This window comes from Streptomyces sp. ISL-98, assembly GCF_018614055.1.
In the GTDB taxonomy this organism is placed as follows: Bacteria; Actinomycetota; Actinomycetes; order Streptomycetales; family Streptomycetaceae; genus Streptomyces; species Streptomyces spiramyceticus.
The window spans coordinates 62252-87404 of record NZ_JAGGPB010000029.1; the positions used below are offsets into that span (position 1 = coordinate 62252).

Below are 25153 nucleotides of genomic sequence, written 5' to 3' on the forward strand. Positions count from 1 at the left end.
GACTCGCGTGCTGCTGGCTGCAGTTGTCCGGCGGTGCCCGGTTCTAGTAGACGCTGACGCCGTACGCGCTGAGCGCCTCGGTGACCGGCTGGAAGAAGGTCGTACCACCGGAGGAGCAGTTGCCGCTGCCGCCCGAGGTCAGACCGACGGCGCGGGTGCCGGAGTAGAGCGGGCCGCCGCTGTCGCCGGGCTCGGCGCACACGTTGGTGCGGATCATGCCGTAGACGATGTCGCCGCCGCCGTAGTTCACCGTGGCGTTCAGGCCGGTGACGGAGCCGCTGTGGGTGCCGGTGGTGGAGCCGCGGCGGGTGACGGACATGCCGACGGTGGCGTTGACCGCGCTGGTGATGTCCTGGCCGCCGACGGTGCCCGGGTGCGAGAGCGAGGTGTTGGAGTACCTCACGAGCCCGTAGTCGTTGCCCGGGAAGCTGGATCCGGCCGTGGGGCCGATGCTCGTGGTACGCGAGGAGTTGGTGTACCAGGGCGGGTTGCCGTCGGTGCAGTGGCCTGCCGTCAGGAAGTAATAGGTCGTTCCGCTGCGGACGTTGAAGCCGAGGGAGCAGCGCCAGCTGGTGGCGTAGATGGCGTCGCCGCCGGATATCAGCTTGGAGAACTTGCCGGGGGTGCGCTCGACGCGTATGGCGCCTGCGTTCGTCCCGGCCTCGCGCTTGATCTTGGCGATTTCGGCGCGGGAGACGGTGCTGTCGGCCGTGACGACAAGGGTGTTCGTCGCCTTGTCCACGTGCCATGCGGTACCGGCGACGTCGGCCTCCAGGACGGCGTCGCTCGCGGAGGAGAGCTGGTTGGCGCTGTACGTGCGCGGCGTGTCGGCGTTCGCGTTCGGCACGGCGAGTGCGGCGGCGGCGACGAGTCCTGTCGTGACGGCCAGCAGACGGGTTCGTCTCGCGATACCGCTGCGGGGGGTGGTGCGCTTGATCCTCACTTCTCGTTCCTCCCAGGGGGAAGTAGGGGACCCGCTGTGGGTGGAGCGGGTCCGTGAGGCGCAGTCAGTGACCATGTCCGCATTTCGGACACGTTGTGCCCCTGACAAGCGCTGTTCGGGAGTATTCGCGGCGTCAACTTCCCGCGCAAGAGCGCCTTTCGGCCGCCCGCCTTCCCCGGACGACCTCCCGCGACCGGCTCAGCGGCCGGCGCCCGCGGCCCCGGGGGTGCCACCCGGCGAGAGGCGTCGCTCCCCTGCCGGGACCGGGACGCTCAGGGTGTTGCCGGGCGGCGGGAACGGGCAGATGAAGTGGTCGGCGAAGGCGCACGGCGGCAGCAGCGCCCGGTTGAAGTCGACGGTCACCGTGCCGTCCGCCGCCGGTGCGGGCGGCCGCAGGAAGCGGAAGCGGTAGGTGCTGACGCCGCTGGTCGCATCGGCGAAGACAGCCCAGAGCGAGCCGTCGTCCTCGATCGCGACCTGGAGCGTGTGCTCCTCGCCGTCGATGTCGAAGGCGATCTCGCCCGCGAGGCCGAGCCCGCGCACACGCCCGTCCGCGTTCTCGATCTGGATCGTCGTGCGCCCTTCGTCGTACGGCCGGAACCGGCCGGGCAGCACCCAGTTGGGGTCGTATGGCGTCACTTCGAGGCCCGCGAAGGCACGCCGCGCGGGCGACTCGGGATCGAAGACGCGGACGGCCCACAGCCCTTCGCGGCTCATCACGAAGAGCCGCCGCCCGTCGGTCTCGACACGGGACGCGGGGATGGGTCCGGTGTCCGCGGTGAGCCTGACCTCGCCGGTCAGGGGCTGTCCGTCGACGCTGATCCCGTCCTCGGCCGCGGCGGTCAGCAGCACCGCGTCGCCGTCGTCCTTCCATCGCCCGGGCGCATCCGGGATGCGACCGTCCGGGCAGTCGGAGAGCCAGTGGGTGCCGGTGAGCGAGAGCGGCCCGTACGCCGAGGAGACGGTCTCGATGCGCTGCTCGTGCCAGTGCTTCCAGTCCTGCTGAGAGTCTGTGCTCATGCGCCCAACCCTTCCATACGGGCGCTGCTGGGCACGGGTAGTCAGTCAGGCAGTCATCGTGGCTGAGCCTCCGTCAGCAGAGGGCCGGTCACTGCCCCGTTCACCCGTACGTCCCCTTCATCACCCGTGTGGCCCGACGGTCCTATTTTTCACTCCGTCAGCAGCCTTGTGCCGTGGGAACCTTGACGAACCGCCACAAGTTCTGCACCAGTACCGTCACGAATCCCCTGCGCGGCGACTATCCACTTGGCGCGCAATCCGCATGATGGACGACCATAGGGGAGCGGGACACAGACCGACCGCGGTGAAAGGAGGCGTCCCATGGGATCGGTGCGCAAGGCCAGTGCCTGGCTCGGACTCGTCGAGGACAGCGACGACGACCGCTACTACGACGACGAATACGCCGAAGGAAACGAGACAGCCAACCCCTGGGTCACAGACCCGCGGGTGCGCGTGGCTTCCGAGGCGGCCGAGGACCACGGCCGCAGGATCGCCACGGTCACCCCGGACGGGTTCCGGGACGCGCGGGGCATCGGGGAGCTCTTCCGGGACGGCGTCCCGGTCATCATGAACCTCACGTCCATGGAGCCCTCCGACGCCAAGCGCATCGTGGACTTCGCGGCCGGCCTGACCTTCGGTCTGCGCGGCTCGATCGAGCGCGTGGCGACCCGGGTCTTCCTGCTGTCCCCCGCGAACACGGTCGTCGTCAGCGGCGAGGCCGCGGGCCGCGACAACAACGGCTTCTTCAACCAGAGCTAGTGGGCAAGGCCGCTCACCGGAAGGCATCCAGCCCGGTGAGCGCCTTGCCCAGTACCAGCTGATGCATTTCGACGGTGCCTTCGTACGTGAGCACCGATTCGAGGTTCGTCGCGTGCCGCATGACCGGATATTCCAGTGAGATCCCGTTGGCGCCCAGGATCGTCCTGCTCGTACGGCAGATCTCGATCGCTTCCCGCACATTGTTGAGCTTGCCGAAGCTGACCTGTTCGGGCCTGAGCTTCCCGGCGTCCATGCGCTGCCCCAGGTGGTGGGCGAGCAGGATGCCCTTGTGCAGTTCGACCGCCATGTCGGCGAGCTTGGCCTGGGTCAGCTGGAAACCGCCGATCGGCTTTCCGAACTGTTCGCGCGTCTTCGCGTAGTCCACCGCCGCCTCGAAGCTGGCGCGGGCGGCGCCCATCGCGCCCCAGACGATTCCGTACCGCGCGTGACTCAGGCAGCTCAGCGGCCCCTTGAGCCCGGTGACGTCCGGGAGTACCGCGTCGGCGGGCAGCCTCACCTCGTCGAGGACGAGCTCGCTGGTGACCGAGGCGCGCAGTGACCACTTGTGCTTGATCTCGGGCGCCGAGAAGCCGGCGGCGTCGGTGGGGACGACGAAGCCGCGGATGCCGTCGTCGGTGCGCGCCCAGACGACCGCGACGCCCGCCACCGATCCGTTGGTGATCCACATCTTGCGGCCGGTCAGCACCCAGTCCGTGCCGTCGCGCTTGGCGTACGTCCGCATCCCGGCCGGGTCGGAGCCGTGGTCGGGCTCGGTCAGGCCGAAGCAGCCGATGATCTCGCCCGCCGCCATGCCCGGCAGCCAGCGCTGCTTCTGTTCCTCGGAGCCGAAGCGGTGGATCGCGTACATGGCGAGCGAGCCCTGTACCGACACGAGTGAGCGGATGCCGGAGTCGGCGGCCTCCAGCTCCAGGCAGGCGAGGCCGTACTGGACGGCGGTGGCGCCCGCGCAGCCGTAGCCCTCCAGGGACATGCCGAGCGCGCCGATCGAGCCGAGCTCGCGGGCCAGGTCACGGATGCCGGGGAGCTCGCCGCGCTCGTACCAGTCGGCGATGTGCGGCAGCACGCGGTCGGCGGCCCAGGAGCGTACGGTCTCGCGGATCGCGAGGTCCTCCGGGGCGAGCAGATCGTCGATGCCGATCGGGTCGCTGGGGTCGAACGGCGGAAGCTTCGAGGGGGAAGTTGCGGACATGGCTGGCCCTCCGGCGGCTCGCTGCGTAAAACTAGCAGTGTTAGTTACAGCTCGCCGCCGACGTTACGGGGTCAGCGCGCGGCGCGTCCAGACCCGGCCCGCTCGGCGGGCTCGCGGCGCGCCGGGATCTGCACACCCTGCGCCTCCGGAACACCCGGTGCCTCCGGACGGCGGTCCGGGAGCGGGGCCTTCGCAGCGCAGTCCATCAGGCGCGGCAGCCTCAGTGCGGCCAGCGCGCCGAGCAGCAGCAGGCCCGCGCTGACGAAGAGCGTCACATGCAGGCCGTGGACGAAGGCACTGCGCGCGGTGGAGCGCAGCGCGTCCCCGGCGGGGCCGCCGATCTGGTCCGCGACCGTGTACGCCTCGCCGAGCGAGTTCGCCGCGCCCGAGCTTTCCGCCGGCGAGACGCCGGGGATCTCGGTGACGCCCGGCCCGTAGGCGGCGTTCATGACGCTGCCGAGCAGGGCGATGCCCATGCCGGCGCCGAGCTGGTAGGAGGTCTCGCCGATGGCGGCCGCGCCGCCCGCCTGCTCGGCGGGGGCCTCGCTCAGCATCGACTCGTACGCGCCGAAGAGGGTGGTCTGGAGTCCGAAGCCGAGCAGCACGAAACCGATGGTCAGCAACGCGGGCCGGTCGTGCTGTCCCATCAGCGTCAGGACGAGAACGGCGCCGGCGGTGAGCGTGAAGCCGAGCGACACCATGGCGCGTGGGCCGAGGCGTTGCAGGGTGTACGAGCCGGTGGCGCCGGCCGCCATCGCGGCGAAGGTGAGCGGCAGCAGCCGCAGTCCGGTCTCCAGCGGGCTCAGGTCCAGCACGAGCTGGAGGTACTGGACGGCGATCAGCTCCAGGCCTACCAGCGCCAGCATCGCAAGGACGATGCAGCCGACGGAGGTGGAGAAGGCGGGCCTGGCGAACATCCGCACGTCGATGAGCGGATGGTGCCGCATCTTCTGGCGTCGTACGAAGAGGACAAGGAGCGCGGCGCCGAGCAGCAGCGGCAGGAGCGTCCTGGCGTCGGCGATGCTCTCGCCGCTGCCGGCCCGCTTCACGCCGAGGACCACGCCGAGGACACCGGCCGCCGCCATCAGCGCGCCAAGCACGTCCCACGGGCCCCGGCCGCTGCCCCTGGACTCGGGCAGGAGCCAGCGGCCGAGCGGCAGGATCAGTGCCATCAGCGGGATATTGATCAGGAAGACGGAGCCCCACCAGAAGTGCTGGATGAGGAAGCCGCCGAGCACGGGGCCCGTGGCGGCGCCGACGGCCGCGACGGCGGTCCAGACGCCGATGGCGACGGCGCGCTCGCGCCGGTCGGGGAAGACCTGACGGAGGATCGACAGCGTCGCGGGCATGATCATCGCGCCGCCGACGCCGAGCAGGGCGCGGGCCGCGATGAGGACGTTCGGGCTGTCGGCGAAGGCGGCGAGCGCGGATGCGGCGCCGAAGAGCCCGTAACCGAGTAGCAGGATGCGGCGGCGTCCGACCCGGTCGCCGAGCGTGCCGAAGAGGATCAGCAGCGAGGCGCACACCAGCGGATAGGCGTCGACGATCCAGAGCAGCGCCATCGACCCGGGACGCAGGTCCTCAGTGACGGCCGGCACCGCGATGTGCAGGATGGTCGCGTCGAGGGCGACGAGCAGGAGGCTGACGCACAGGACGAACAGAACGACCCAGCGATTGCCGGCCACGGCAGTCAGGTCCGGCCGATGCCGGGGGGCGCCCGCTGACCGCTGTGTTCCGGCCGTGGTCGTCCCTGACATGTACGTACCTCCCAGTGGAATCCCTCGCGCTCGGTGGACCCGGCGAGGACGGCGTTGTCCAACGTCCCGCGGGGCCCGGCATCGACGGGCGAGTGAGCCGTCAGAGTACGCGAGTCCACGCCCGTCTCGCGTGTCGCACCTCTCATGGGGCGGACGACACGGTGTGGCGTGCGCCACGCCGCCGGGACCCCGTCGGCGATCTTGGGCCCTCATGAGTGAGCGGGAAATTCCAAGTTGAGTTCAGGTGAACCGAATTCCCCGACGGGCAATCAGCCTTCCTTGACGGCCTCCGAATAAATAGGGAACAGGACCACAGCGCTTTCCGGATTGGCCGGTAATAAACATCGGGATGAGACACAGCCCACATCACATCGTCATCACAAAGCAGCCGGATGGGCCGGGCTTGACGCTCACTCGCTGTAACGTCGATTGAGTGCGTACCGACCAAATCTTTGCCCGGCTGGACCGGGAACCGGAGCCGCCGAAGATAGAGATCCCCGGGATGAGCCGTACCCGTACGGTTCTCTTCGGTTCGACGTTGGCGTTCTACATCGCCATCGTCTGGGCTGTGCTGATCACGTCCTGGCTGGTGACCCTCGACTGGAAGGTCATGCTGTTCCGGCCGTACGAGCAGTGGCCCGAACTCCATGCCTTCCTCGACTACTTCGTGGTGCTCGGCCAGCGCGGCCCCACCGCCGTGATGGTCGCGGCCTGGCTCGGCTGGCGCTCCTGGCGTCAGCACACCCTGCGCCCGCTGCTGGCACTGGGCGCGGCCCTGCTCCTGCTGAACGTGACGGTCGGCGCCGTCAAGCTCGGTCTCGGCCGCCTCGGTCCGCACTACGCGACCGAGATCGGCTCCGCCGAGATGTTTGCCGGCGGCGATATATTTCCTTCGGGCCACACCGCGAACGCCGTAGTGACCTGGGGCATCCTGTCCTATCTGGCGACCACTCCGCGGGCCCGGCGCTGGCTGTCGGTGCTCTCCGCCGTCGTCGCGCTCGGAGTCGGCGCGACCACCGTCTACCTGGGCACGCACTGGCTGAGCGATGTGCTGCTCGGCTGGGCGGCGGGGCTGCTGATCCTGCTGAGCCTGCCCTGGTTCGAGCCGCTGATCGGCCGCACCGAGGCGTGGGTCTTCGCGGTACGCGAGTCCTGGCGCGCGCGTCGCAGGCTCGGTGCCGCACGTCCCGCACCGGCCGGCGGCCGTCTGACGCCCGGAGTGTTCCCGCAGCGCCGGCCGTCCACCGGCGAGCCCGGCGTACGCGAGCCGGTGACCGCGGGCAGCGGCGGACGCCCCGCGGTCAACAGGACCAACGCACACCTCACCCCCCGGCCGCACGCGGTCCGTTCGGAGCGGACCCCCGTGACACCGGCGGGCAGCCGCCGTCCGCCGCACGCGGACCGTACGGGCACCACCGCCCGCCCGGCTGCGTCGCCCCGGCCGGTGGCCGGCGGCTGACGCAGCCCGAGACCGCGGGGACGGTACGCACAGCCCTCTCCCCGCTCGCGACGGCCCCGGCAGGCTCCTGATGGAGCCGCCGGGGCCTTCGTCGTTGTTTCTCCAGGCCGTCCCGGAGCTTTGGTCAGCGCCCTCCCGGGGCCTTGGTCAGCCCTTCCAGCAGCGGGTGACGATGTCGTTGTCGACCTCGAAGTTGAGCCGGCCCGCCAGGAACTCCATGGTGATGATCGAGCCCGGCGGCAGTGCCCTGACGGTGGTCCAGCCGCGCTCACGGGCCAGCAGTTCCGCGCTGGTGGAGTCGAGGCCGACGTACGCCTCGGGAGCGTCGTCGGGCTGTGCGGAGGGTGTCGGTATGGGTGCCATGTGATTCACCGTAGGCGGCCCGGGGCGGGGAAGAAAGTCGGGGGCCCGGGCTCTCGGTCAACGCCCCAGGTACCTCACCGGTCACACTTGTGTCACAGGATCACGACGATTGTTTGCCGTGAAGCCCTTCACCCGATAGGGCAGTTCCGCGCGGGGAGAGTGTGAATTCCGGGGCCCTGAAATGATCACTGAATAGTCTCTCCGTAATTCTTTCGACGCACCCGCCGGCCCGCTCTCCCGAATTCCCCCCGCCAGGAGCGGCGCAGAAAGCTGACGGGCCGTAGCGAATTCACGGACTCCGCACACAATCCGCACCGTCCGGCGAGCCGGCCGCGTACGCACCCTGTCGGATCCGGGGCCCGCGCGAGCATCATGTTCCCCAGCCCGAGTACGAGCCCGGAGTACGAGCCCGACGTACAGCTAGGGGGTACATCGATGGGGACGGACACCGCCGAGGCGCTCGCGGGGCCCGCACGGGTCCCGCAGCGGGGCCGGGTGATCGTGGACTGGCTGACGACCACCGACCACAAGAAGATCGGGCACCTCTACCTGATCACGTCGTTCGTCTTCTTCCTGATCGCCGGCCTGATGGCGCTGATGATGCGCGCCGAGCTGGCCAGGCCGGGCCTCCAGCTGATGAGCAACAACGAGTTCAACCAGGCCTTCACGATGCACGGCACGATCATGCTGCTGCTCTTCGCGACCCCGACCTTCGCCGGCTTCGCCAACGAGATCATGCCGCTCCAGATCGGCTCGCCCGACGTCGCGTTCCCCCGGCTGAACATGCTCTCGTACTGGCTGTTCCTCTTCGGCGGCCTCATCGTCCTCGGCTCGCTGCTCGTCCCCAGCGGCCCGGCGAACTTCGGCTGGTTCGCGTACGCCCCGCTCAACGGCCTGGAGCGGTCCCCCGGCATCGGCGCCGATTTATGGATCATGGGCCTGGCGCTCTCCGGCTTCGGCACGATCCTCGGCGCGGTCAACTTCCTGACCACCATCATCGGGATGCGCGCGCCCGGCATGACCATGTTCCGTATGCCGGTCTTCACCTGGAACGTCCTCTTCACCTCGATCCTGGTGCTGATGGCCTTCCCCGTACTGGCGGCGGCGCTGCTGGTCCTGGAGGCGGACCGGCGGTTCGGATCGATGGTCTTCGAGGCCGAGTCCGGCGGGGCGCTGCTCTGGCAGCACCTCTTCTGGTTCTTCGGCCATCCCGAGGTCTACATCATCGCGCTGCCGTTCTTCGGCATCATCACCGAGATCATCCCGATCTTCTCCCGGAAGCCGATCTTCGGTTACGTGATGCTGGTCGGCGCGACCATGGCCATCACCGGGCTCTCGGTGGTCGTCTGGGCGCACCACATGTTCGCGACCGGCGCGGTGCTGCTGCCGTTCTTCTCGTTCATGTCGTTCCTCATCGCGATCCCGACCGGCGTGAAGTTCTTCAACTGGACGGGGACGATGCTCAAGGGCTCGCTCTCCTTCGAGACACCGATGCTGTGGGCCGTCGGCTTCCTGGTGAGCTTCCTCTTCGGCGGCCTGACCGGCGTCATCCTTGCCTCACCGCCGCTCGACTTCCATGTCACCGACTCGTACTTCGTGGTGGCGCACTTCCACTACGTCGTCTTCGGCACGGTCGTCTTCGCGACGTTCGCGGGCTTCTTCTTCTGGTGGCCGAAGTTCACCGGCAAGATGCTCGACGAGCGGCTCGGGAAGATGCAGTTCTGGACGCTGTTCGTGGGCTTCCACACCACGTTCCTGGTCCAGCACTGGCTGGGCGCCGAGGGGATGCCGCGACGGTACGCCGACTATCTGGCGGCCGACGGCTTCACGATCCTCAACACCGTCTCCTCCATCGGCGCGTTCCTGCTCGGCCTCTCCACGCTGCCGTTCCTCTACAACCTCTGGAAGACCGCCAAGTACGGGAAGAGGGTCGAGGTCGACGACCCGTGGGGCTACGGCCGTTCGCTGGAGTGGGCGACGTCCTGCCCGCCGCCCCGCCACAACTTCGTCACGCTGCCCCGCATCCGCTCCGAGTCGCCCGCCTTCGATCTGCACCACCCCGAGTACGCGGCGATCCAGCAGGCCGCCCAGGTCAGGCCTGCGGCCCTCGATCCAGAGCGCGTGCGAGGAGATCACGGGCCGACCTGATCCGGTCCGTGAGCTCCGGCGGCTCGACCACCTCGAAGTCGAAGCCGAGCAGCAGGATGTGAATGACCATGACATCGAGACTGGACGCCCCGGTGCGCAGCAGGCAGCTGTGCTCGTCGACGGCTTCCAGTACGCCGTCGCTGGGGCTGACCGCTGGTGCCGCCTCGGCCAGCGGCACGCGCAGCCGGATCACGCCGTTCGCCGCGTACGCCGCCGTGGACACGCCCTTGGAGACGTACGCCGCGAGGTCCTCGGCCGGGGGATCGCGCGGGACGAAGCGCGGGCCGTGCGGCGGAGTCGGGGTGATCCGGTCGGCCCGGAACGTACGCCAGTCGGACCGGTCCAGGTCCCAGGCGACGAGGTACCAGCGGCGCTCGGTGCAGACCAGGCGGTGCGGCTCGACCGTCCTGCGGGACGAGCTGCCGCTGTGGTCGCTGTACTCGAAGCGCAGCCGCTCGCTGTCCCGGCAGGCGTTGGCCAGTTCGGTCAGCACCGAGGCGTCGACGGTGGACGACTGGGGGCCGCGCAGCATGGGGACGGTGAAGGCGTTGAGCGCGCCGACGCGGCGGCGCAGCCGACTGGGCAGTACCTGTTCGAGCTTGGCCAGGGCGCGTACGGAGGTCTCGCCGATGCCCTCGATGCCGTGGCCCGCGGCGGTGCGCAGGCCGACCGCGACGGCCACGGCCTCCTCGTCGTCGAGCAGCAGCGGCGGCAGCTCGGCGCCCGCGCCGAGCCGGTAGCCGCCGCCCGTACCGGGGCTGGCGTCGACGGGGTAGCCGAGCTCGCGCAGCCGGTCGACGTCGCGGCGTACGGTGCGCGGCGTGACGCCGAGACGGTCGGCGAGGGCCGGGCCCGTCCACTCGCGGTGGGCCTGGAGCAGCGAGAGCAGGCGCAGCAGACGTGCGGAGGTCTCCAACATGGAGGCGAGTCTGCCAGCGTTCGAGGACAGCTTCTGTCCTCGAACACCCAGAGTCGCCTCCAACGGCTAGTTCGCGGAGTCCAGTCGCACACTCAGGTCGTTGTCGACCGTGTAGTACGGATAGGCCGTCGTCGGACGCGCCGCTCCCTCGACGGGCAGCACCGGGTAGCGGAAGACGCCCTTCTTCTCCCATACGTCGTCCAGGATCCGCCCGATCCGTATCCCGGCGGAGTCGCCCGCGGCGCACAGCCACAGGTCCCACAGCCGCTGCTCGTCCCCGCGCCCCTCGGCCAGCGGCGCGTACGCCAGCGTGAAGCCGAACGTGCCTTCCTCGCCGCCCGTCACCGGCACCCGGTGCACGTCCTTTTTCGCGCCGCGCAGCCTGGCCTCCACCGCCGCGTCGGCGCCGAGCACGGCCCCGTACAGCCGTCCCTCCACCGTCATCGCACTCTGCCCGAAGGTGATGGCCCCCGCCTCGGCGTGCGGCGCGCGCAGCCAGGCTCGCACCGCGAGCTTGCCGTCGGCGGTCGGATACGGGATGCGTACGGCGACCTGTGCGCGGCCCGGGTCGGGGTGGCGGTCGACGAGGGAGCGCAGGTCGCGGACGCCGGGCTCGATGCGCTCCTCCCCCGCTTCGCCCCCGTGGTCGGTGAACGCGTCCCAGCGGCCCTCGCGCAGTTCGACCGTACTGGGCAGCACGGCGCGCAGTCGGCCCTCCCCCGCGGGGGTGAGCGGCAGCCGCATCTCGTCGGCGGCCGATGTGCTGCCGCGCCGCCGCAGGACGAGCACCGCGCGGGGCGAATCCTCACCCACGATGTCGAAGGTGATGCCGCCCGCGGAGTCCGCGATGCAGTCGGCGCGCGGCGGCCCGGTGCGGGTCGGGGTGGTGGTCATGCGGTCTGCCCTTTCCGGAGCACGGAGGCGGCCTTGTAGCGGAGGGAGTACGCCCCGTCGAGCACCGCTCCCCGGGAGAGGTACAGGGCGTCCTGGAGGCGGCTGCGCGAGCGGCCGTTGGCGCCGCGCGCGACCAGCTCGGTGAACAGGGCCTCGTGACGTTCGGCGATCCGCGCCGGATCGAAACGGGCCGAGCTCTTCAGTGCTGCCGCTCCCATGGTGCGCCGCAGCTCATCGTCGTTGATCAGGCCGAGGAGCGCATCGGCGACCGCGTCGGCGTCGCCGCTCGGCACCAGCCGCCCGTCGACGTTGTCGGTGATGATCTCGCCCGGGCCGTGCGGGCAGTCCGTGGAGACGACGGGCAGTCCGCAGCGCATCGCCTCGACGATGGTCATGCCGAAGGCCTCCAGGCTGGAGGTGACAGCGGCGATCGAGCCCTTGGCCCATTCGGGTTCTATGGGGTTGGTGGTGCCCATCAGGAAGACGTGGTTGAAGAGGCCGCGTTCGTTGATGAGGGCGCGCAGGGCGTTCTTCTCGTTGCCGGTCGCGTCGCCGTTGCCGTAGATCCGCAGCCGCCAGTCGGGGCGGGCGGCGACCACCTTGGCAAAGGCCTCGACCAGCAGGTCGTACCGCTTGACCTTGGTGAGGCGGCCGGCCGCGACGACCCATTTGGAGCTGGAGTCGGCCGGGGCGACGGCGGGTACGGGCACGCTGTTGGGCACGGCGTCGATGCGTACGCCCGGCAGCTTGAGGCGGGAGCGGTACGCGGCGGCGTCGGCCTCCGTCACGGTGGTGACGGCGTCGAGGAGGGCGTAACGGTGGCTCAGTTCACGGCGCAGCCGGTAGCTGTGGCTGTCGAGCGTGAGGTGCTCCTGGCCGACGCGGACGGGGCCGCGCCTGGTCTGCCGGCTGATGTGCACATTGAGTCCGGGGCGGGTTCCGACAACGATGTCCGCCTCCATGGACTTCAGGTGCGCGGCGATGCGCGTGTCGGTGAGGCGGCTGTACTGCCGGTGCCTGCTGTCACCGGCGGGGAAGACCTTGGCGGGGAGCGCGTACTGCGCGTCGTCGCCGTCGTAGCCCGGGCTCTTCTTCCGGAGATCGACCAGATGACTCAGGCGTACGTCGGCGGGGGCGCCCAGCGTCGGCTCGTCGCGATGGCGGAAGACCGAGACGATCTCCACGTCGTGCTGCTCGGCCAGCGTCTGGGCAAGGTTGAACGTCGTACGGATCGTCCCGCCGATGCCGTAAGCGTTGTGCAGAAGGAATGAAATGTGCATATGCCGACGTGACCCCCGTGATGTTCCGCGGACGGCGCGATGGTCCGCCTGCCGTCACAAATGTGACTGTACTTGGCGGTCTCGAATTGGTCTGGTCCGCGTCAAATCGTTCTTTAACGGTTGTGGCATCGATAGCACAACCAGGCAACCAATCTCCGCTTTTGTGCATCAGGGCCGGTATGGAAGTTGCGGAACGGTGAAGCAGTTGCGGGTCATGTCCCCGCCCTGCGTCACCCAGCCGTCCCCGTCCTTCCACCGGGCCACGGACAGACAGGTGCGACTGGTCTTCGGAGGCTCGGCCCTCTTCTCGTACGTCACAGGAAGCAGCAACCCCCTTGCTGTGTACGACTGTTCGCGGTTGATGTACGCCTCGACGCACCCCCGCGTGAGCTTCGCGGCGCAGGACTTCGCGGCGTCCGTGAACCACATCGCGGCCGCCCATCCCTCCAACTGCCACTGCGACAGCGACCGGCCCTTCATCGCCTCGCGGAACTCCCGTACGGCCGGGTGGCTCTCGTCCTCGTAGTTGCGGCTGGACCCGGTGACCCACAGGGCGTTGCGGCAGCGCGGCGCGTTCTTGAAATCCTCGGGGACGGTGGCGGACCAGTTCTGGACATTGGTGACCTTCGCGGTGACCTCCATGCCCACCGCGTCCATCGCCTCGCACAGCTGGGCGTTGCCGTGCGCATCCATGGCATCGAACACCAGGTCGACTCCGCGGTCCTTCAAGTCCGCTGCCACGGCACGGAAGTTCGGCAGCGCGAAGTCCACCTGCTCGGTGACCACCCGGTAGCCCTCGGCCTTCAGGCCCTGGGTGATGAGCCGGGCGTACGCCGCCGACGCCGACTGGTTGTACGCGACCACCGCGGCGGTGCGCGCGCCCTGCTCGCGCTTGAAGTAGCGGTAGACCTCGGTGCCGCCGTACAGGGTGCCGTTCCAGCCCGGCTCGGAGCCGGTGCGCGGGGCCTGGCTGCCGTAGATGCTGTACAGGTGGGGGTAGGTGTCGTACGCGGTGCCGATCGGCTGGCCGCCGATGTCGGGGACGCCGGCCTTTGCGACCAGCGGGGCGCCCGCGTAGTCCAGGGCGGTGGTCGCGACCAGCGCGAAGACCTTCCGCTCGTCGACCAGCTTGTGCACACAGTCGTTGTTGCCCACGCCGCTGCCGCCGTCGTCGCAGGTGAACACCTCGACCTTGCGGCCGTCGATGCCGCCGTCGGCGTTGAGGGCGTCGAAATAGGCCTTGGCGCCGTCCCTGGGACCGGTGAACGCCTCCCCGCCGACGGGGCTCGTCGCGCTGGTGATGATGCCGATACGTACCGTCGGCCCGGCAGTCCCGGTGGGCGGCGGCGCGCTCCCGCGATCCTCGAAGTCGCTCTCGGGCAGCCGGCTGCCGCAGGCGGCGCTCAGCAGGAACAGCGCCGCGAGCAGCAGGGATTCAGCAGCCCGGCGCGGTCGCATTGCCGCTGAGCTTGACCAGCGCGCACAGCGTCTTGGCGGAGACCTTCCACACGTTGTCCTGGAGGACGGACGTGCCCTTGCTGTCGGGCAGCGCGGGCTGTCCGCCGACAAGCAGGTCGTACGTCACATCCGCCTCGGTGGCGGAAGTGAACTTGACGTCGGTGACCTTCGCCGAGGACTTCTTGGCGTTCGGGTCACTGCCGAAAGCGGTCAGCAGGGGCCGCAGCACCTCCCCGTTCTGCAGCACCTTCACCTTTTCCTCAGTCGTCGCCGTGGCTTCGAAGAACGTCTTCCAGTTCCTCTCGACCTCGGCCCTGGCCGCTGCCGGGTCGGCGGGCGCGTTGCCCTCCGGGGTCACCGGGGCGCTGGTCGCGGGCGGCGGCGACGGCGGCGTCTCCTCACCGTCGTCGTCATCCCCGCAACCTGCCGCTGCGGGTACCAGGATCAGCACTGCGGCCACAGCCCAGGCCGCGGTACGAGTACGAGGGTGTCTGCCGAGGACCATCTGGCTCACCACCGGGTGTCCGACGAGCACATCGGGCCGTCCGGCCCGATGCTTCCAGGGTCTGTCGCTTCACGGCATAGTGCAACGTATCCGCCGCGAAGGACAGGCTCGTACAGAACCGCAAGTTCCTCCCAGGGGGTCCCCGTGCAGAGGACGCGACCGCGCGAGAGGGCGCTGCGCCCCGTGCTGTGGGCCGGTCTGGCGGCCCTGGCCGTCGGTGCGGTGCTCTGCGTGATCGGCTGGTACGGGGTGTCCGGTGAGCGTTACGCCGAACGGCAGCTCCCGTACCTCGCCTCCTGCACCGTGCCCGGCGCGGCGCTCATCGTCGCGGGTGCGGTGCTGCTGACTTCGCGCGGCGGCCAGGGGCCTGACGCGACGACGGATCAGCACACGGAAACGGAAGCGGAGCCGGTCGAAACGCCGCCGCCGTCAGCCGAAGGGCCTCTGCTCCGCGTCCCCGGCGGGACACTCCTGCACCGGCCCGACTGCCCGCTCGTCACCGGCAAACCCGGCGCCGCGCCGCCGGACGACACCTCCGGCGCTTCCGCGCTCAAGCCCTGCCCGATCTGCCGGCCCGAGGTCTGACCCGGTGGCGTCGCTGACGTACGAACTCACGCTGGCGGGGCTCGCCGTCGGCAGCGCGGCGGCCCTCACCGGTATCGGGCTGATCGTCACGTACCGCGCCACCGGCGTGCTCAATCTGGCGCACGGCGCGATCGCCATGGTCTGCGCATACGTACTGCGCCAGCTGAACGTCGAATGGGACTGGCCCCTGCCCCTCGCGGCCGCCGTCACCCTGGTGCTCGTCGCGCCCGGCGTCGGCCTGCTGCTCGACCGGGGCGTCTTCCGCCCTCTGGCGGTCCTGGAGAGCGGCCCGGCGCAGACGCTCGTCGCCTCCATCGGCGTCTTCGTCCTCCTCGTCGGGGGCGCGGCGCTGGTGTGGGGCAGCGGTGCCCGCCCGGACGCTCCCGTGCTGCTCTCCGACGACCCCTGGGGCCAGTTGGCGGCCGTACTGCTGCTCGCCGCCCTGGTGGGCGCGGTGACCCGGTGGACCCGGTTCGGCCGCGAGCTGCGGGCCGTCGTGGACAACCGGCCGCTGGCCGTGCTGGGCGGGATCGACGCGGACCGGGTGGCCGCGGCGGGCTGGGCGTTCGGCTCGTTCACGGCGGGTCTGACGGGCGTCCTGCTGGCGCCGTACGTACGCCTCGATCCGTACGGACTGCCGCTGCTCGTCGTCGAGGTGATCGCGGTGGCGGTGCTGGCCAAAATGCGCAGCCTGCCGGTGGCGGTGGGCTGCGCACTGGCGATCGGCGTGGCTCAGGCCCAGATGACGCGCCTCCACCCGTCCGGCTGGTCCGAGCCCCTGGTCCAGGCTGTCGGGGCGAACCTCTTCGTGGTGGCCCTGCTGATCGCGGCCCTGGCCGTGCCCGGCCCGGGCGTCCGGGACTCCCTCCCCCGTACGTCGACCACCGCCTTCCCCGCAGCTCCGCCCGCCGCCTGGCTGGTGGTGGCAGTGCTGTTCCTCCTCCCCCTGGGCTTCGCGGGCTCCGACCTCCACACCTCGGTCCAGGTCCCGGCGCTGGCGGTCGTCCTGCTCTCGCTGGTGGTGGTGACGGGCAGGGGCGGCCAGATCTCGCTGGGCCAGGCGGCGTACGCGGGCCTCGGCGCCCTGTTCACGGCGCTGCTGGCGGCGGGCCGCCTCCCCGGCCTGCCTGAAGTGCCCGAACTCCCCGCCCTGGCCGTGGCGGTGGCTCTGGTCGCACCGCTGGGCGTCCTCACGGGCTGGCCCGCGATCGGCCGCAGGGGCCTTGCCCTGGCGCTGGCCACGCTGGCGTTCGGCGTCGCGGTGAGCCGGTTCGTCTTCGCGCAGCCGTACGCGACGTCCGGCCTGGGCCTGGGCCGCCCGGCGGGGTTCACGGACGACCGCGTGTACTACGTCCTGGAACTCGTCCTGCTGGCCGCGTCGCTGCTGGCCGTCGCGGCACTACGCCGGGGCAGAACGGGCCGGGCCCTGGCGGCGATGCGCGACCACGAGACGGGCGCGGCGGCCGCAGGAGTCCCCGTACCCGCCCTGAAACTCCTGGCCTTCGTCACCGGCGCGGCCCTGGCGGCCCTGGGCGGCGGCATGCTGGGCATGGGCCTGCGCGCGTTCGACCCGGCGGCCTACGACCCCGTGCGCGCGCTGCTGTGGTTCGCGGCGGTCGTGGTCCTGGGCGCCGACAACCTGCTGGGGGCGTGCGCGGCGGCGGCGCTACTGGTGGGCCTGGACGCGGGGGCGAGGGGAGGCGCGGCGGCGGCGGTGATCGGCATCCTGGCGGTACTGCTGGGCCGGTATCCGGCGGCGGCGACGAAGGCGGTGAGCGCGCTGGGGTGGGCCGGGCAGCCCTCGCCAGCCCATGGGGGTCCCCCCTGGACGCAGTCCTCGGGGGAGTTCGAGGACACTCCCCCGGACTTCGTCCGGGGGGTCCCGCAAGGGCGTCCGGGGGCCTGGGGGCTTGCCCCCAGGGTCGGGAAGAATGGGGTCTCCCCTGCTCGAACGAAGTTGAGAGCTTGGGGAAGGGTAGGGGAAACATTCGCGCGCCCACCCCTCCGCGCCCGAGCCGTCCGCCTCACCTACGGCGCCTTCACCGCCCTGGACGGCGTAGACCTCACCGTCGCCCCCGGCCGCGTCACCGCGCTCGTCGGCGCCAACGGGGCGGGCAAAACGACCCTCTTCCACTGCCTCTGCGGCACGCTGCGCCCCGACGCGGGCAGCATCGAGCTGGACGGCGTGGACATCACCCGCAAGCCCGCCCACGCCCGTACCCGGCTCGGCATCGCCCGGACCTTCCAGGAGCTCGCCGTCTTCCCGTCCCTCACCGTCGAGGAGAACGTCCGGCTCGGCGCCGAACAGGGCCACCTGCGCGACGCGGACCCCGGCGCCGTGGAGGCCGTACTGCGCCTGCTGGACCTCGCAGGCGCAGTACGGCACCACCCCGCCGCCGGCCTGCCCACCGGCACCCTCCGCCGCGTCGAGCTCGGCAGGGCGCTCGCAGGCCGCCCGCACACCCTCCTGCTCGACGAACCCGCCGCGGGACTGGACACGGCGGAGGCCGAGCAACTGGCCCGCGTCATGGCCGCCCTGGCGGCGGACGGTATGGCCGTCCTTGTCGTCGAACACGACCTCGACCTGGTCGCCGGCATCGCGCACACCGTCCACACCATGGAGGCGGGGAGCATCCGACCATGACCGCCGAGCCCATGACTGTCGAGATCGAGCTGCGCGGCGCACGCGTGCGCTACGGACCGCTGGAGGCCCTGCACGGAGTGGACCTGCCCGTCCCGGCCGGCGGCCCGCTGACCGTCCTGCTGGGCCGTAATGGCTCCGGGCGTACGACCGTACTGCGTGCCCTCGCCGGCACGGTCCCCCTCACCGCGGGCCGCGTCCTCTGGCGCGGCAAGGACATCAGCCGCCTCCACGCCCACGAACGCGCCCGCCGCGGCCTGTGCTTCGTACCCGACCGGCACGCCGTATACGCCACCCTCACGGTCGCCGAGAACCTGGAACTCGCCGCCCCGGACAAGGGCTTCACGCTGGCCCTGGACGGCTACCCGGCGCTGCGCGCCCTGCTCCCCCGTCGCGCAGGCACCCTCTCCGGCGGCGAGCAACGGATGCTGGCCGTGTCCCGCGCCGTCCTGTCCCGCGCACGCGTGGTGCTCGTCGACGAGCCCACGCAGGGCATGTCCCCGTCCATGGCCGCCCGTACGTACGAACTGCTCACCGGCCTCACAGCGGAGGCGGCGGTCGTGATCGCCGAACAGCGAGTGCCGCCCGCCCTGTCGGCCCGGACGGCGTCACACCTGGTGATCGTGCACGAACTGCGGCGCGGCTCGGTCGTGTTCCGGGGCGAGGCGTCCGAGCTCACACCGCCTTCGCGCTCCTCCCCGACGGAATGAGCAGTTTGGCGCTGACCATGATGCGGTCCGGGTTGCGGCCGATCACCCGGACGTTGGCCTTGTGGAGCGACTGCCAGCCGCCCTTGACGCCGTAATGGCGAGCGATGCCGCTGAGGGTGTCGCCCGGCTTCACGACATGGGTGCGGCCTGCCAGATTCTGGCGCTGCGAACAGACGGGCCAAGCCCCCCACCCCTGCGTGGCCACCACCTTCACCGCGACCTTGATCTGCTGCTCCCGCGTGGCAAGGTCGGCGCGCGGTGCGTACTTGAGCCCACCGTGCGCCTTCCAGGTCGGCTGCCTGAACTGGAGCCCGCCGTAGTAGCCGTTGCCGGTGTTCGTGGACCAGCGGCCACCGCTCTCGCATTCGGCGAGACAGTCCCAGGGCGACTTGCCGGCAGAGCAGTCGGACGCTACGAAGCCGGCGGCGACGCGGCCGCGTTCGGCGGAGGGCGATCCAGGGGTGGAAGGCAGGGGCGCGGCCCGGGCGCTCAGCGGCACCGAGGCCAGCAGCGCGGCGGCGAGCAGGACAACAGGCAGGCGACGGGAGGACGGAAACTTCGTCAGCTTCGTCATCGGGTCACGCTAAGCAGCAGTGGCGGCAGCGCCCCGTCTGCCGCGCGGTGCGGCAGGCGGGGCCCACCCGGTCGGCCGACCGTATTTGCGCCCGGTGGTTCGATTCCGTTCGCCTCTTCGCGTGACCCAGGCGACAGATCACCCGTTGTCTTCTTGACGAGCCGGGAACCGCCCGGCGTCCGCACCGAGTCCGAGGAGCCCCCCGTGCCGCGCATGCTCGACGTAAGCGACGACGTACGCGCCGAGATCGGCAATGAAGAAGCCGACCGTCTGCTCGCCGGCGACAGCGCCCCGGGCAGCTACGACTGCACCTCCTGCCGCACCCAGGGCGACTCAGACCTGGAACGCACCAGCACCGTGCTGTTCGTCGGCGACGAGACCGCCGTGCTCGCCTTCGCCCACGCCAGCTGCATCCCGTCGCAGGTGGTCCAGGTCGCCGAGGAACAGCTTCAGGGAGCCGTACGCAGCATCACCGGCGGCGGCCCCGACAGCCGGGGCGCCGGACCCACCGGCACGTCCGACCAGGCCGTGCTGGGCATCACCAGCGGCCTCGTGCTGATCGAGGGGCAGCTGCACCCGGCGCTGGTGGTCGAGCCGACAGGGCCCATCGCCCGCCCCGGTGCCGGCGCCGGCACCGACGAGTTCCTCCCGCTCCTCGTCGAGCAGGGCTTCGAGCCGGTCGGCGACCTGAGCCGGATGCCCGCCGCGCTGCCCGGCTGGTCCGTGCTGCTCGCCATGGGCCAGCTGCACGCCGTGCTCCAGCCCGGCACCGGCGGCGGCACCCCCGTCTCCTGGTGGCAGGCCCACCAGCCGCTCCAGGTCACCGACGGCTGGCGCGCGGCCGCCAACAAGTCGAGCACCGTTCTCGTGTTCGCCGCGAGCGTCGGTTCGATCGGCCAGCAGCCGCGCGAGGACCTCCTGCGCATCGCGCTGGCGAAGGCCGCGGCCAACGGCACGCTGGTCGGCGCGGCCATGCCGCTGGCGGGCACCTGACGGTCCGTACGGGCTGCGAAATGCACCCCGTACGGCCTCGCCGAGCAGCGGATTCGCTGCTCGGCCCGCATCCGACAGGCGGTGGGGTCGTTTGCACCTACGTGCACTCATATGACCCCTCCCGCCATCAGTCGTACCAGCCCCAGATCCCTGCGATGCGCCCCTCGCGGGACGCCCAGGCCGACCACCACTCGCACTCGCACACCCCCATCTACGACGCCCTGTACTCCGAGTACCGCAGGTCCTTCCGGACCCTGCCCGGCGACCGCAGCGGCGAGGAGGATCTGGGGTTCAGGGCCTTCGGGGCGGGGACGAGCCGCAGCCAGGGCCCCGGCCAGGGAGGGCACGGCGGGCACACCGGTCACAGCGGCTTCTGGCACAGCAATGGGCGGCAGCACACCGGGAATCTCTTCCCGGCAGCGCTGCCGCCCGCCCCTCGTCGGGGGATGTGACCCGCTACTTCGTCACTTGTTGCGGCCGCGCTTCTCGCGCACCCGCACCGAGATGTGGATCGGCGTGCCCTCGAAGCCGAACTCCTCACGCAGCCGGCGCTCGACGAAGCGCCGGTAGCCGGCCTCCAGGAAGCCCGAGGCGAAGAGCACGAACCGCGGCGGCTTGGTTCCCGCCTGCGTCCCGAAGAGGATGCGGGGCTGCTTGCCGCCGCGGACCGGGTGCGGGTGGGAGGCGACGATCTCGCCCAGGAAGGCATTGAGCCTGCCGGTCGGGATGCGGGTCTCCCAGCCCTCCAGCGCGGTCTCGATCGCCGGAACCAGCTTCTCCATGTGGCGACCGGTCTGCGCCGAGACGTTCACCCGGGGCGCCCACGCGACCTGGGCCAGCTCGGTCTCGATCTCGCGCTCGAGGTAGTAGCGGCGCTCCTCGTCGAGCGTGTCCCACTTGTTGTACGCGATGACCATCGCGCGGCCCGCCTCGACGGCCATCGTGATGATCCGCTGGTCCTGGACGCTGATGGACTCGCTGGCGTCGATCAGTACGACCGCGACCTCGGCCTTCTCGACAGCGGCCGCGGTGCGCAGCGAGGCGTAGTAGTCCGCGCCCTCCTGGAGGTGGACGCGGCGGCGGATGCCGGCCGTGTCGATGAACTTCCAGGTGATGCCGCCGAGTTCGATCAGCTCGTCGACCGGGTCGCGGGTGGTGCCGGCCATCTCGTTGACGACGACGCGGTCCTCGTTCGCCACCTTGTTGAGCAGCGAGGACTTGCCGACGTTCGGGCGGCCGATGAGCGCGATGCGGCGCGGGCCGCCGATGGCCTGGCCGAAGGTCTGGGCCGGCGCCTCGGGCAGGGCCTCCAGGACGGCGTCCAGCATGTCGCCGGTGCCGCGGCCGTGCAGCGAGGAGACGGGGTGCGGCATGCCGAGGCCCAGCGACCACAGCGCGGTCGCGTCGGCCTCGCCGCTCTGGCCGTCGACCTTGTTGGCGCAGAGCACGACGGGCTTGCCGGCCCGGCGGAGCAGCTTGACGACGGCCTCGTCGGTGTCGGTCGCGCCGACCGTCGAGTCGACGACGAAGACGACCGCGTCGGCGGCCTCGATCGCGTACTCGGCCTGGGCGGCGACGGAAGCGTCGATGCCGAGGACGTCCTGCTCCCAGCCGCCGGTGTCGACGACCTTGAAGCGGCGGCCCGCCCACTCGGCCTCGTAGGTGACGCGGTCACGGGTGACGCCGGGCTTGTCCTCGACGACGGCCTCGCGGCGGCCGATGATGCGGTTCACCAGGGTCGACTTGCCGACATTGGGGCGGCCTACGACGGCGAGGACCGGCAGCGGGCCGTGACCGGCCTCGCCGATCGCGCCCTCCACTTCCTCCGCGTCGAAGCCCTCCATCGCGGCGAGCTCCATGAACTCCGCGTACTCGGCGTCGCCAAGTGCTCCGTGCTCGTCGCCGGAGTGAATCTGGTCGTTCATGAAGTCCGTTCCTCGTTCATCATCGATGGACCGCCGCGATGCGCGGGATCCACTACTCAAGTCTCGCTCAGCGCCCGGTGAAGCGCCTGGCACCTTCCAGGTGGGCGGTCAGCCGCCCCTGGATACGCACGGTGGCCTCGTCCAGCGCCTTGCGGGTGCGCCGTCCGCTGCCGTCGCCCGCCTCGAACGGGTCCCCGAACACGACGTCCACGCGGCTGCGCAGTGGCGGCAGCCCCGATATCAGCCGCCCGCGGCGGTCCGTACTTCCCAGCACCGCCACAGGCACGATCGGTGCGCCACTGCGTACGGCGAAGTACGAGAGCCCGGCCCGCAGCGAGGCGAAGTCGCCTTCGCCCCTGGTGCCCTCGGGGAAGATCCCGAGCACTCCGCCGTCCGCCAGCACACCCAGTGCGTTCGAAATCGCCGTACGGTCGGCGGTCGTACGGTCCACCTTCAGCTGCCCGATTCCCCGCAGGAACGGGTCGAGGGGGCCGACGAACGCCTCTTTCTTGATCAGGAAATGCACCGGCCGAGGGGCGGTCCCCATCAGCATGGGCCCGTCGATCATGTGCGAGTGATTCACGGCCAGGATCACCGGACCACTCGCGGGCACCCGCCACGCACCCAGCACACGGGGCTTCCAGAGCCCGTACATCAGCCCGATGCCGATGCCCCGTCCGACCGCCGCACCGCGCAAGGTCGGTGCGGTCACTTCGTGACCCGCTTCTCCTCGACAAGGGTAACGACGCACTCGATGACCTGCTGCAGCGTCAGCTCGGTGGTGTCCACCTCGACCGCGTCGTCCGCCTTGGCGAGCGGCGAGGTCTTGCGGTTGGAGTCGGCCGCGTCACGCTTGATCAGGGCTTCCCTGGTCGCGCTGACGTCGGCGCCCTTCAGCTCACCGCTGCGGCGGGCGGCGCGGGCCTCGGGCGAAGCCGTCAGGAAGATCTTGAGGTCCGCGTCCGGCAGGACGGTCGTACCGATGTCGCGCCCCTCCACGACGATGCCGGCCTCGGCGCTCTTCGCGATGGAACGCTGGAGCTCGGTGATGAGCGTACGCACCTCGGGCACGGCGCTGACGGCGCTCACCTTGGAGGTGACCTCCTGCGTACGGATCGGCCCAGAGGCGTCGACTCCGTCCACCGTTATGGTCGGAGCGGCCGGGTCGGTGCCGGAGACGATCACGGGCTTGGCGGCGGCGTTCGCGACGGCGGCGGCGTCGTTGACGTCGATGCCGTTGCTCAGCATCCACCAGGTGATCGCCCGGTACTGGGCGCCGGTGTCCAGGTAGCTCAGGCCGAGCTTGTCGGCGACGGCCTTGGACGTGCTGGACTTGCCCGTGCCGGAGGGGCCGTCGATGGCGACAATCACTGCTGCCGGGGCGGTCCGGGCGGCGGTTTCCACGGTGTAGGACACCTTCCTGGTACACGGGCTGGGGCGGATGGGGGCCCGACGGGCCCCACACAAGGTTACCGAGTCCCAGCCACCCTCCTCGACGCCCCCGTATTCCGGGGAAAAACGGCCGTCGGCTACTGGCGGATCGACCAGCCCAGCTCCCGCAGCGCCGCGCTGAGCACCGGTGCTGTCGCCGGCTCCACCATCAGCTGGACCAGGCCCGCCTGCTGCCCTGTCGCGTGCTCGATGCGTACGTCCTCGATGTTGACGCCCGCACGCCCCGCGTCCGCGAAGATCCGGGCCAGCTCGCCGGGACGGTCGCTGATGAGGACGGCCACGATCTCGTACGTCGTCGGGGCGGCCCCGTGCTTGCCCGGCACCCGTACACGCCCCGCGTTTCCGCGCCGCAGGACGTCTTCGATGCCGTCCGCGCCGCCCCGCCGCTTTTCCTCGTCTGCGGACTGGAGCGACCGCAGCGCCTGGACCGTCTCGTCCAGGTCCGCCGCAACCCCGGCGAGGACGTCCGCGACGGGGCCCGGGTTCGCGGAGAGGATCTCGACCCACATGCGGGGGTCGGAGGCGGCGATCCGGGTGACGTCCCTGATGCCCTGGCCGCACAGCCGTACCGCGGTCTCGTCGGCGTCCTCCAGCCGCGCGGCGACCATCGACGAGACGAGCTGCGGTGTGTGCGAGACAAGTGCCACAGCGCGGTCGTGTGCGTCCGCGTCCATGACGACCGGTACGGCGCCGCACAGGGCGACCAGTTCCAGGGCGAGGTTGAGGACCTCGGTGTCGGTGTCGCGGGTCGGGGTGAGGACCCAGGGGCGGCCCTCGAAGAGGTCGGCGGTCGCCGCAAGCGGGCCCGAACGCTCCTTGCCGGCCATGGGGTGCGTACCGATGTACGGCGTGAGGTCGCACCCCAGAGCCTCCAGCTCGCGGCGCGGCCCGCCCTTGACGCTGGCGACGTCGATGTACGCGCGGGCGACGCCGCGGCGCATGGCGTCGGCGAGCGTCTCGGCCACGTGCGCCGGCGGTACGGCGACGATCGCGAGATCGACGGGGCCCTCGGGCGCCTCGTCGCTGCCGGCGCCGAGCGCGGCGGCGGTGCGGGCCTGTCCCGGGTCGTTGTCGACGAGGTGAACGGTGACGCCCCGCCCGGTCAGGACAAGCGCCGCCGAGGTGCCGATCAGGCCGGTTCCGATGACGAGTGCGGTTCTCACTGGGCGATGTCCTTGCGGAGAGCGGCGGCAGCGCCGAGGTAGACGTGCGAGATCCCGGACTTGGGGAGGTCGGACTCGACGTGCGCGAGTATCCGTACGACGCGCGGCATGGCGCCCGCGATGTCCAGCTCCTGGGCGCAGATCAGCGGGACGTCGACTATTCCGAGCTTGCGGGCGGCCGCGGCCGGGAAGTCGCTGTGGAGGTCGGGGGTGGCCGTGAACCAGATGCTGATGAGGTCGTCGGGGGTGAGCCCGTTGCGCTCCAGCATGGCGGTGAGCAGCTCGCTGACCTGCTCCTCCATGTGTCCGGCCTCGTCCCGCTCCAGCTGGACGGCCCCACGGACTGCTCGTACTGCTCGTCCTGCCACGGACCTGCTCCTCGTTTACGTACCTGC

Annotated in this window: 24 protein-coding genes; 8 read left to right on the forward strand and 16 right to left on the reverse strand. The window is 70.8% G+C overall.

Annotated features, from left to right (window positions below; translation table 11 throughout):
- Positions 1-43 precede the first annotated feature (43 nt).
- Both J7I98_RS20780 and J7I98_RS20785 read right to left on the reverse strand, forming a co-directional pair.
- Complete coding sequence (locus J7I98_RS20780; RefSeq protein WP_214922426.1) at positions 44-943, reverse strand: S1 family peptidase; 900 nt, start codon at positions 941-943, stop codon at positions 44-46.
- A gap of 198 nt (positions 944-1141) precedes the next feature.
- On the reverse strand, positions 1142-1963 hold the full coding sequence (locus J7I98_RS20785) for a DUF1684 domain-containing protein (RefSeq protein WP_214922428.1): 822 nt from the start codon (positions 1961-1963) through the stop codon (positions 1142-1144).
- A 321-nt stretch (positions 1964-2284) separates the two neighbouring features.
- Between J7I98_RS20785 and J7I98_RS20790 the strand changes: the two genes are divergently transcribed.
- Positions 2285-2722 (forward strand): cell division protein SepF, encoded by a 438-nt coding sequence (locus J7I98_RS20790; RefSeq protein WP_214922430.1) that lies wholly within the window; start codon positions 2285-2287, stop codon positions 2720-2722.
- A 13-nt stretch (positions 2723-2735) separates the two neighbouring features.
- On the opposite strand, the gene J7I98_RS20795 is transcribed toward J7I98_RS20790, so the two are convergent.
- Positions 2736-3932, reverse strand: a complete 1197-nt coding sequence (locus J7I98_RS20795; protein WP_214922432.1) for an acyl-CoA dehydrogenase family protein — start codon at positions 3930-3932, stop codon at positions 2736-2738.
- 71 nt (positions 3933-4003) lie between these two features.
- Positions 4004-5689 (reverse strand): MFS transporter, encoded by a 1686-nt coding sequence (locus tag J7I98_RS20800; protein ID WP_214922434.1) that lies wholly within the window; start codon positions 5687-5689, stop codon positions 4004-4006.
- 433 nt (positions 5690-6122) lie between these two features.
- Here J7I98_RS20800 and J7I98_RS20805 point away from each other — a divergent pair, with 433 nt between their 5' ends.
- Positions 6123-7148, forward strand: coding sequence for a phosphatase PAP2 family protein (locus J7I98_RS20805; RefSeq protein WP_214922436.1), 1026 nt, complete (start codon positions 6123-6125; stop codon positions 7146-7148).
- A gap of 147 nt (positions 7149-7295) precedes the next feature.
- Here the strand turns inward: J7I98_RS20805 and J7I98_RS20810 are convergent, their stop codons facing one another.
- The gene (locus J7I98_RS20810; protein WP_214922438.1) at positions 7296-7511 is read right to left on the reverse strand and encodes an I78 family peptidase inhibitor; all 216 of its coding nucleotides are present in this window, start codon (positions 7509-7511) and stop codon (positions 7296-7298) included.
- Positions 7512-7946: 435 nt separating this feature from the next.
- On the opposite strand from J7I98_RS20810, the gene ctaD reads away from it, so the two are divergent.
- A complete protein-coding gene (gene ctaD / locus J7I98_RS20815) occupies positions 7947-9659 on the forward strand; it encodes a cytochrome c oxidase subunit I (protein ID WP_251020924.1) in 1713 nt (570 codons plus the stop codon).
- Here ctaD and J7I98_RS20820 read toward each other — a convergent pair.
- The 5 genes from J7I98_RS20820 to J7I98_RS20840 all read right to left on the reverse strand — a co-directional run bounded on the left by J7I98_RS20820 (position 9604) and on the right by J7I98_RS20840 (position 14670).
- Entirely contained in the window at positions 9604-10578 is a 975-nt protein-coding gene (locus tag J7I98_RS20820; protein ID WP_214922440.1) for a YafY family protein, read from the reverse strand. The genes ctaD and J7I98_RS20820 overlap by 56 nt on opposite strands.
- Before the next feature lie 66 nt (positions 10579-10644).
- Positions 10645-11472, reverse strand: a complete 828-nt coding sequence (locus J7I98_RS20825) for a hypothetical protein (RefSeq protein WP_214922442.1) — start codon at positions 11470-11472, stop codon at positions 10645-10647.
- Entirely contained in the window at positions 11469-12752 is a 1284-nt protein-coding gene (locus J7I98_RS20830; protein ID WP_214922444.1) for a glycosyltransferase family 4 protein, read from the reverse strand. Before J7I98_RS20830 ends, J7I98_RS20825 begins: the two co-directional genes overlap by 4 nt.
- Positions 12753-12920: 168 nt before the next feature.
- The gene (locus J7I98_RS20835) at positions 12921-14210 is read right to left on the reverse strand and encodes an ABC transporter substrate-binding protein (protein ID WP_214922446.1); all 1290 of its coding nucleotides are present in this window, start codon (positions 14208-14210) and stop codon (positions 12921-12923) included.
- Positions 14188-14670 carry a hypothetical protein gene (locus tag J7I98_RS20840; protein ID WP_308377872.1) on the reverse strand — a complete coding sequence of 161 codons (483 nt, stop codon included), beginning with the start codon at positions 14668-14670 and terminating at the stop codon, positions 14188-14190. Before J7I98_RS20840 ends, J7I98_RS20835 begins: the two co-directional genes overlap by 23 nt.
- A 189-nt stretch (positions 14671-14859) precedes the next feature.
- Between J7I98_RS20840 and J7I98_RS20845 the strand changes: the two genes are divergently transcribed.
- The 3 genes from J7I98_RS20845 to J7I98_RS20855 are packed head-to-tail and all read left to right on the forward strand — an operon-like array spanning position 14860 to position 18651.
- Complete coding sequence (locus tag J7I98_RS20845; protein WP_308377873.1) at positions 14860-15300, forward strand: hypothetical protein; 441 nt, start codon at positions 14860-14862, stop codon at positions 15298-15300.
- Between the two features lie 4 nt (positions 15301-15304).
- Positions 15305-17944, forward strand: coding sequence for an ATP-binding cassette domain-containing protein (locus tag J7I98_RS20850; RefSeq protein ID WP_214922449.1), 2640 nt, complete (start codon positions 15305-15307; stop codon positions 17942-17944).
- Between the two features lie 11 nt (positions 17945-17955).
- The gene (locus J7I98_RS20855) at positions 17956-18651 is read left to right on the forward strand and encodes an ABC transporter ATP-binding protein (RefSeq protein WP_214922551.1); all 696 of its coding nucleotides are present in this window, start codon (positions 17956-17958) and stop codon (positions 18649-18651) included.
- On the opposite strand, the gene J7I98_RS20860 is transcribed toward J7I98_RS20855, so the two are convergent.
- Complete coding sequence (locus J7I98_RS20860; RefSeq protein ID WP_214922451.1) at positions 18617-19225, reverse strand: transglycosylase family protein; 609 nt, start codon at positions 19223-19225, stop codon at positions 18617-18619. The two genes, J7I98_RS20855 and J7I98_RS20860, sit on opposite strands and share 35 nt — an antisense overlap.
- Positions 19226-19429: 204 nt before the next feature.
- On the opposite strand from J7I98_RS20860, the gene J7I98_RS20865 reads away from it, so the two are divergent.
- Complete coding sequence (locus J7I98_RS20865) at positions 19430-20218, forward strand: hypothetical protein (protein ID WP_214922453.1); 789 nt, start codon at positions 19430-19432, stop codon at positions 20216-20218.
- 155 nt (positions 20219-20373) lie between these two features.
- Complete coding sequence (locus J7I98_RS20870; RefSeq protein ID WP_251020925.1) at positions 20374-20670, forward strand: hypothetical protein; 297 nt, start codon at positions 20374-20376, stop codon at positions 20668-20670.
- Between the two features lie 12 nt (positions 20671-20682).
- On the opposite strand, the gene der is transcribed toward J7I98_RS20870, so the two are convergent.
- From der to aroH, 5 genes are all read right to left on the reverse strand, one after another.
- Positions 20683-22143 (reverse strand): ribosome biogenesis GTPase Der, encoded by a 1461-nt coding sequence (der, locus tag J7I98_RS20875; protein ID WP_214922458.1) that lies wholly within the window; start codon positions 22141-22143, stop codon positions 20683-20685.
- A 67-nt stretch (positions 22144-22210) separates the two neighbouring features.
- The gene (locus tag J7I98_RS20880; RefSeq protein ID WP_251020943.1) at positions 22211-22798 is read right to left on the reverse strand and encodes a 1-acyl-sn-glycerol-3-phosphate acyltransferase; all 588 of its coding nucleotides are present in this window, start codon (positions 22796-22798) and stop codon (positions 22211-22213) included.
- 53 nt (positions 22799-22851) lie between these two features.
- On the reverse strand, positions 22852-23559 hold the full coding sequence (gene cmk / locus J7I98_RS20885; RefSeq protein WP_214922462.1) for a (d)CMP kinase: 708 nt from the start codon (positions 23557-23559) through the stop codon (positions 22852-22854).
- Between the two features lie 113 nt (positions 23560-23672).
- Positions 23673-24758, reverse strand: coding sequence for a prephenate dehydrogenase (locus J7I98_RS20890; protein ID WP_214922464.1), 1086 nt, complete (start codon positions 24756-24758; stop codon positions 23673-23675).
- Complete coding sequence (aroH, locus tag J7I98_RS20895) at positions 24755-25126, reverse strand: chorismate mutase (protein WP_214922466.1); 372 nt, start codon at positions 25124-25126, stop codon at positions 24755-24757. Before aroH ends, J7I98_RS20890 begins: the two co-directional genes overlap by 4 nt.
- Between the last annotated feature and the right edge of the window lie 27 nt (positions 25127-25153).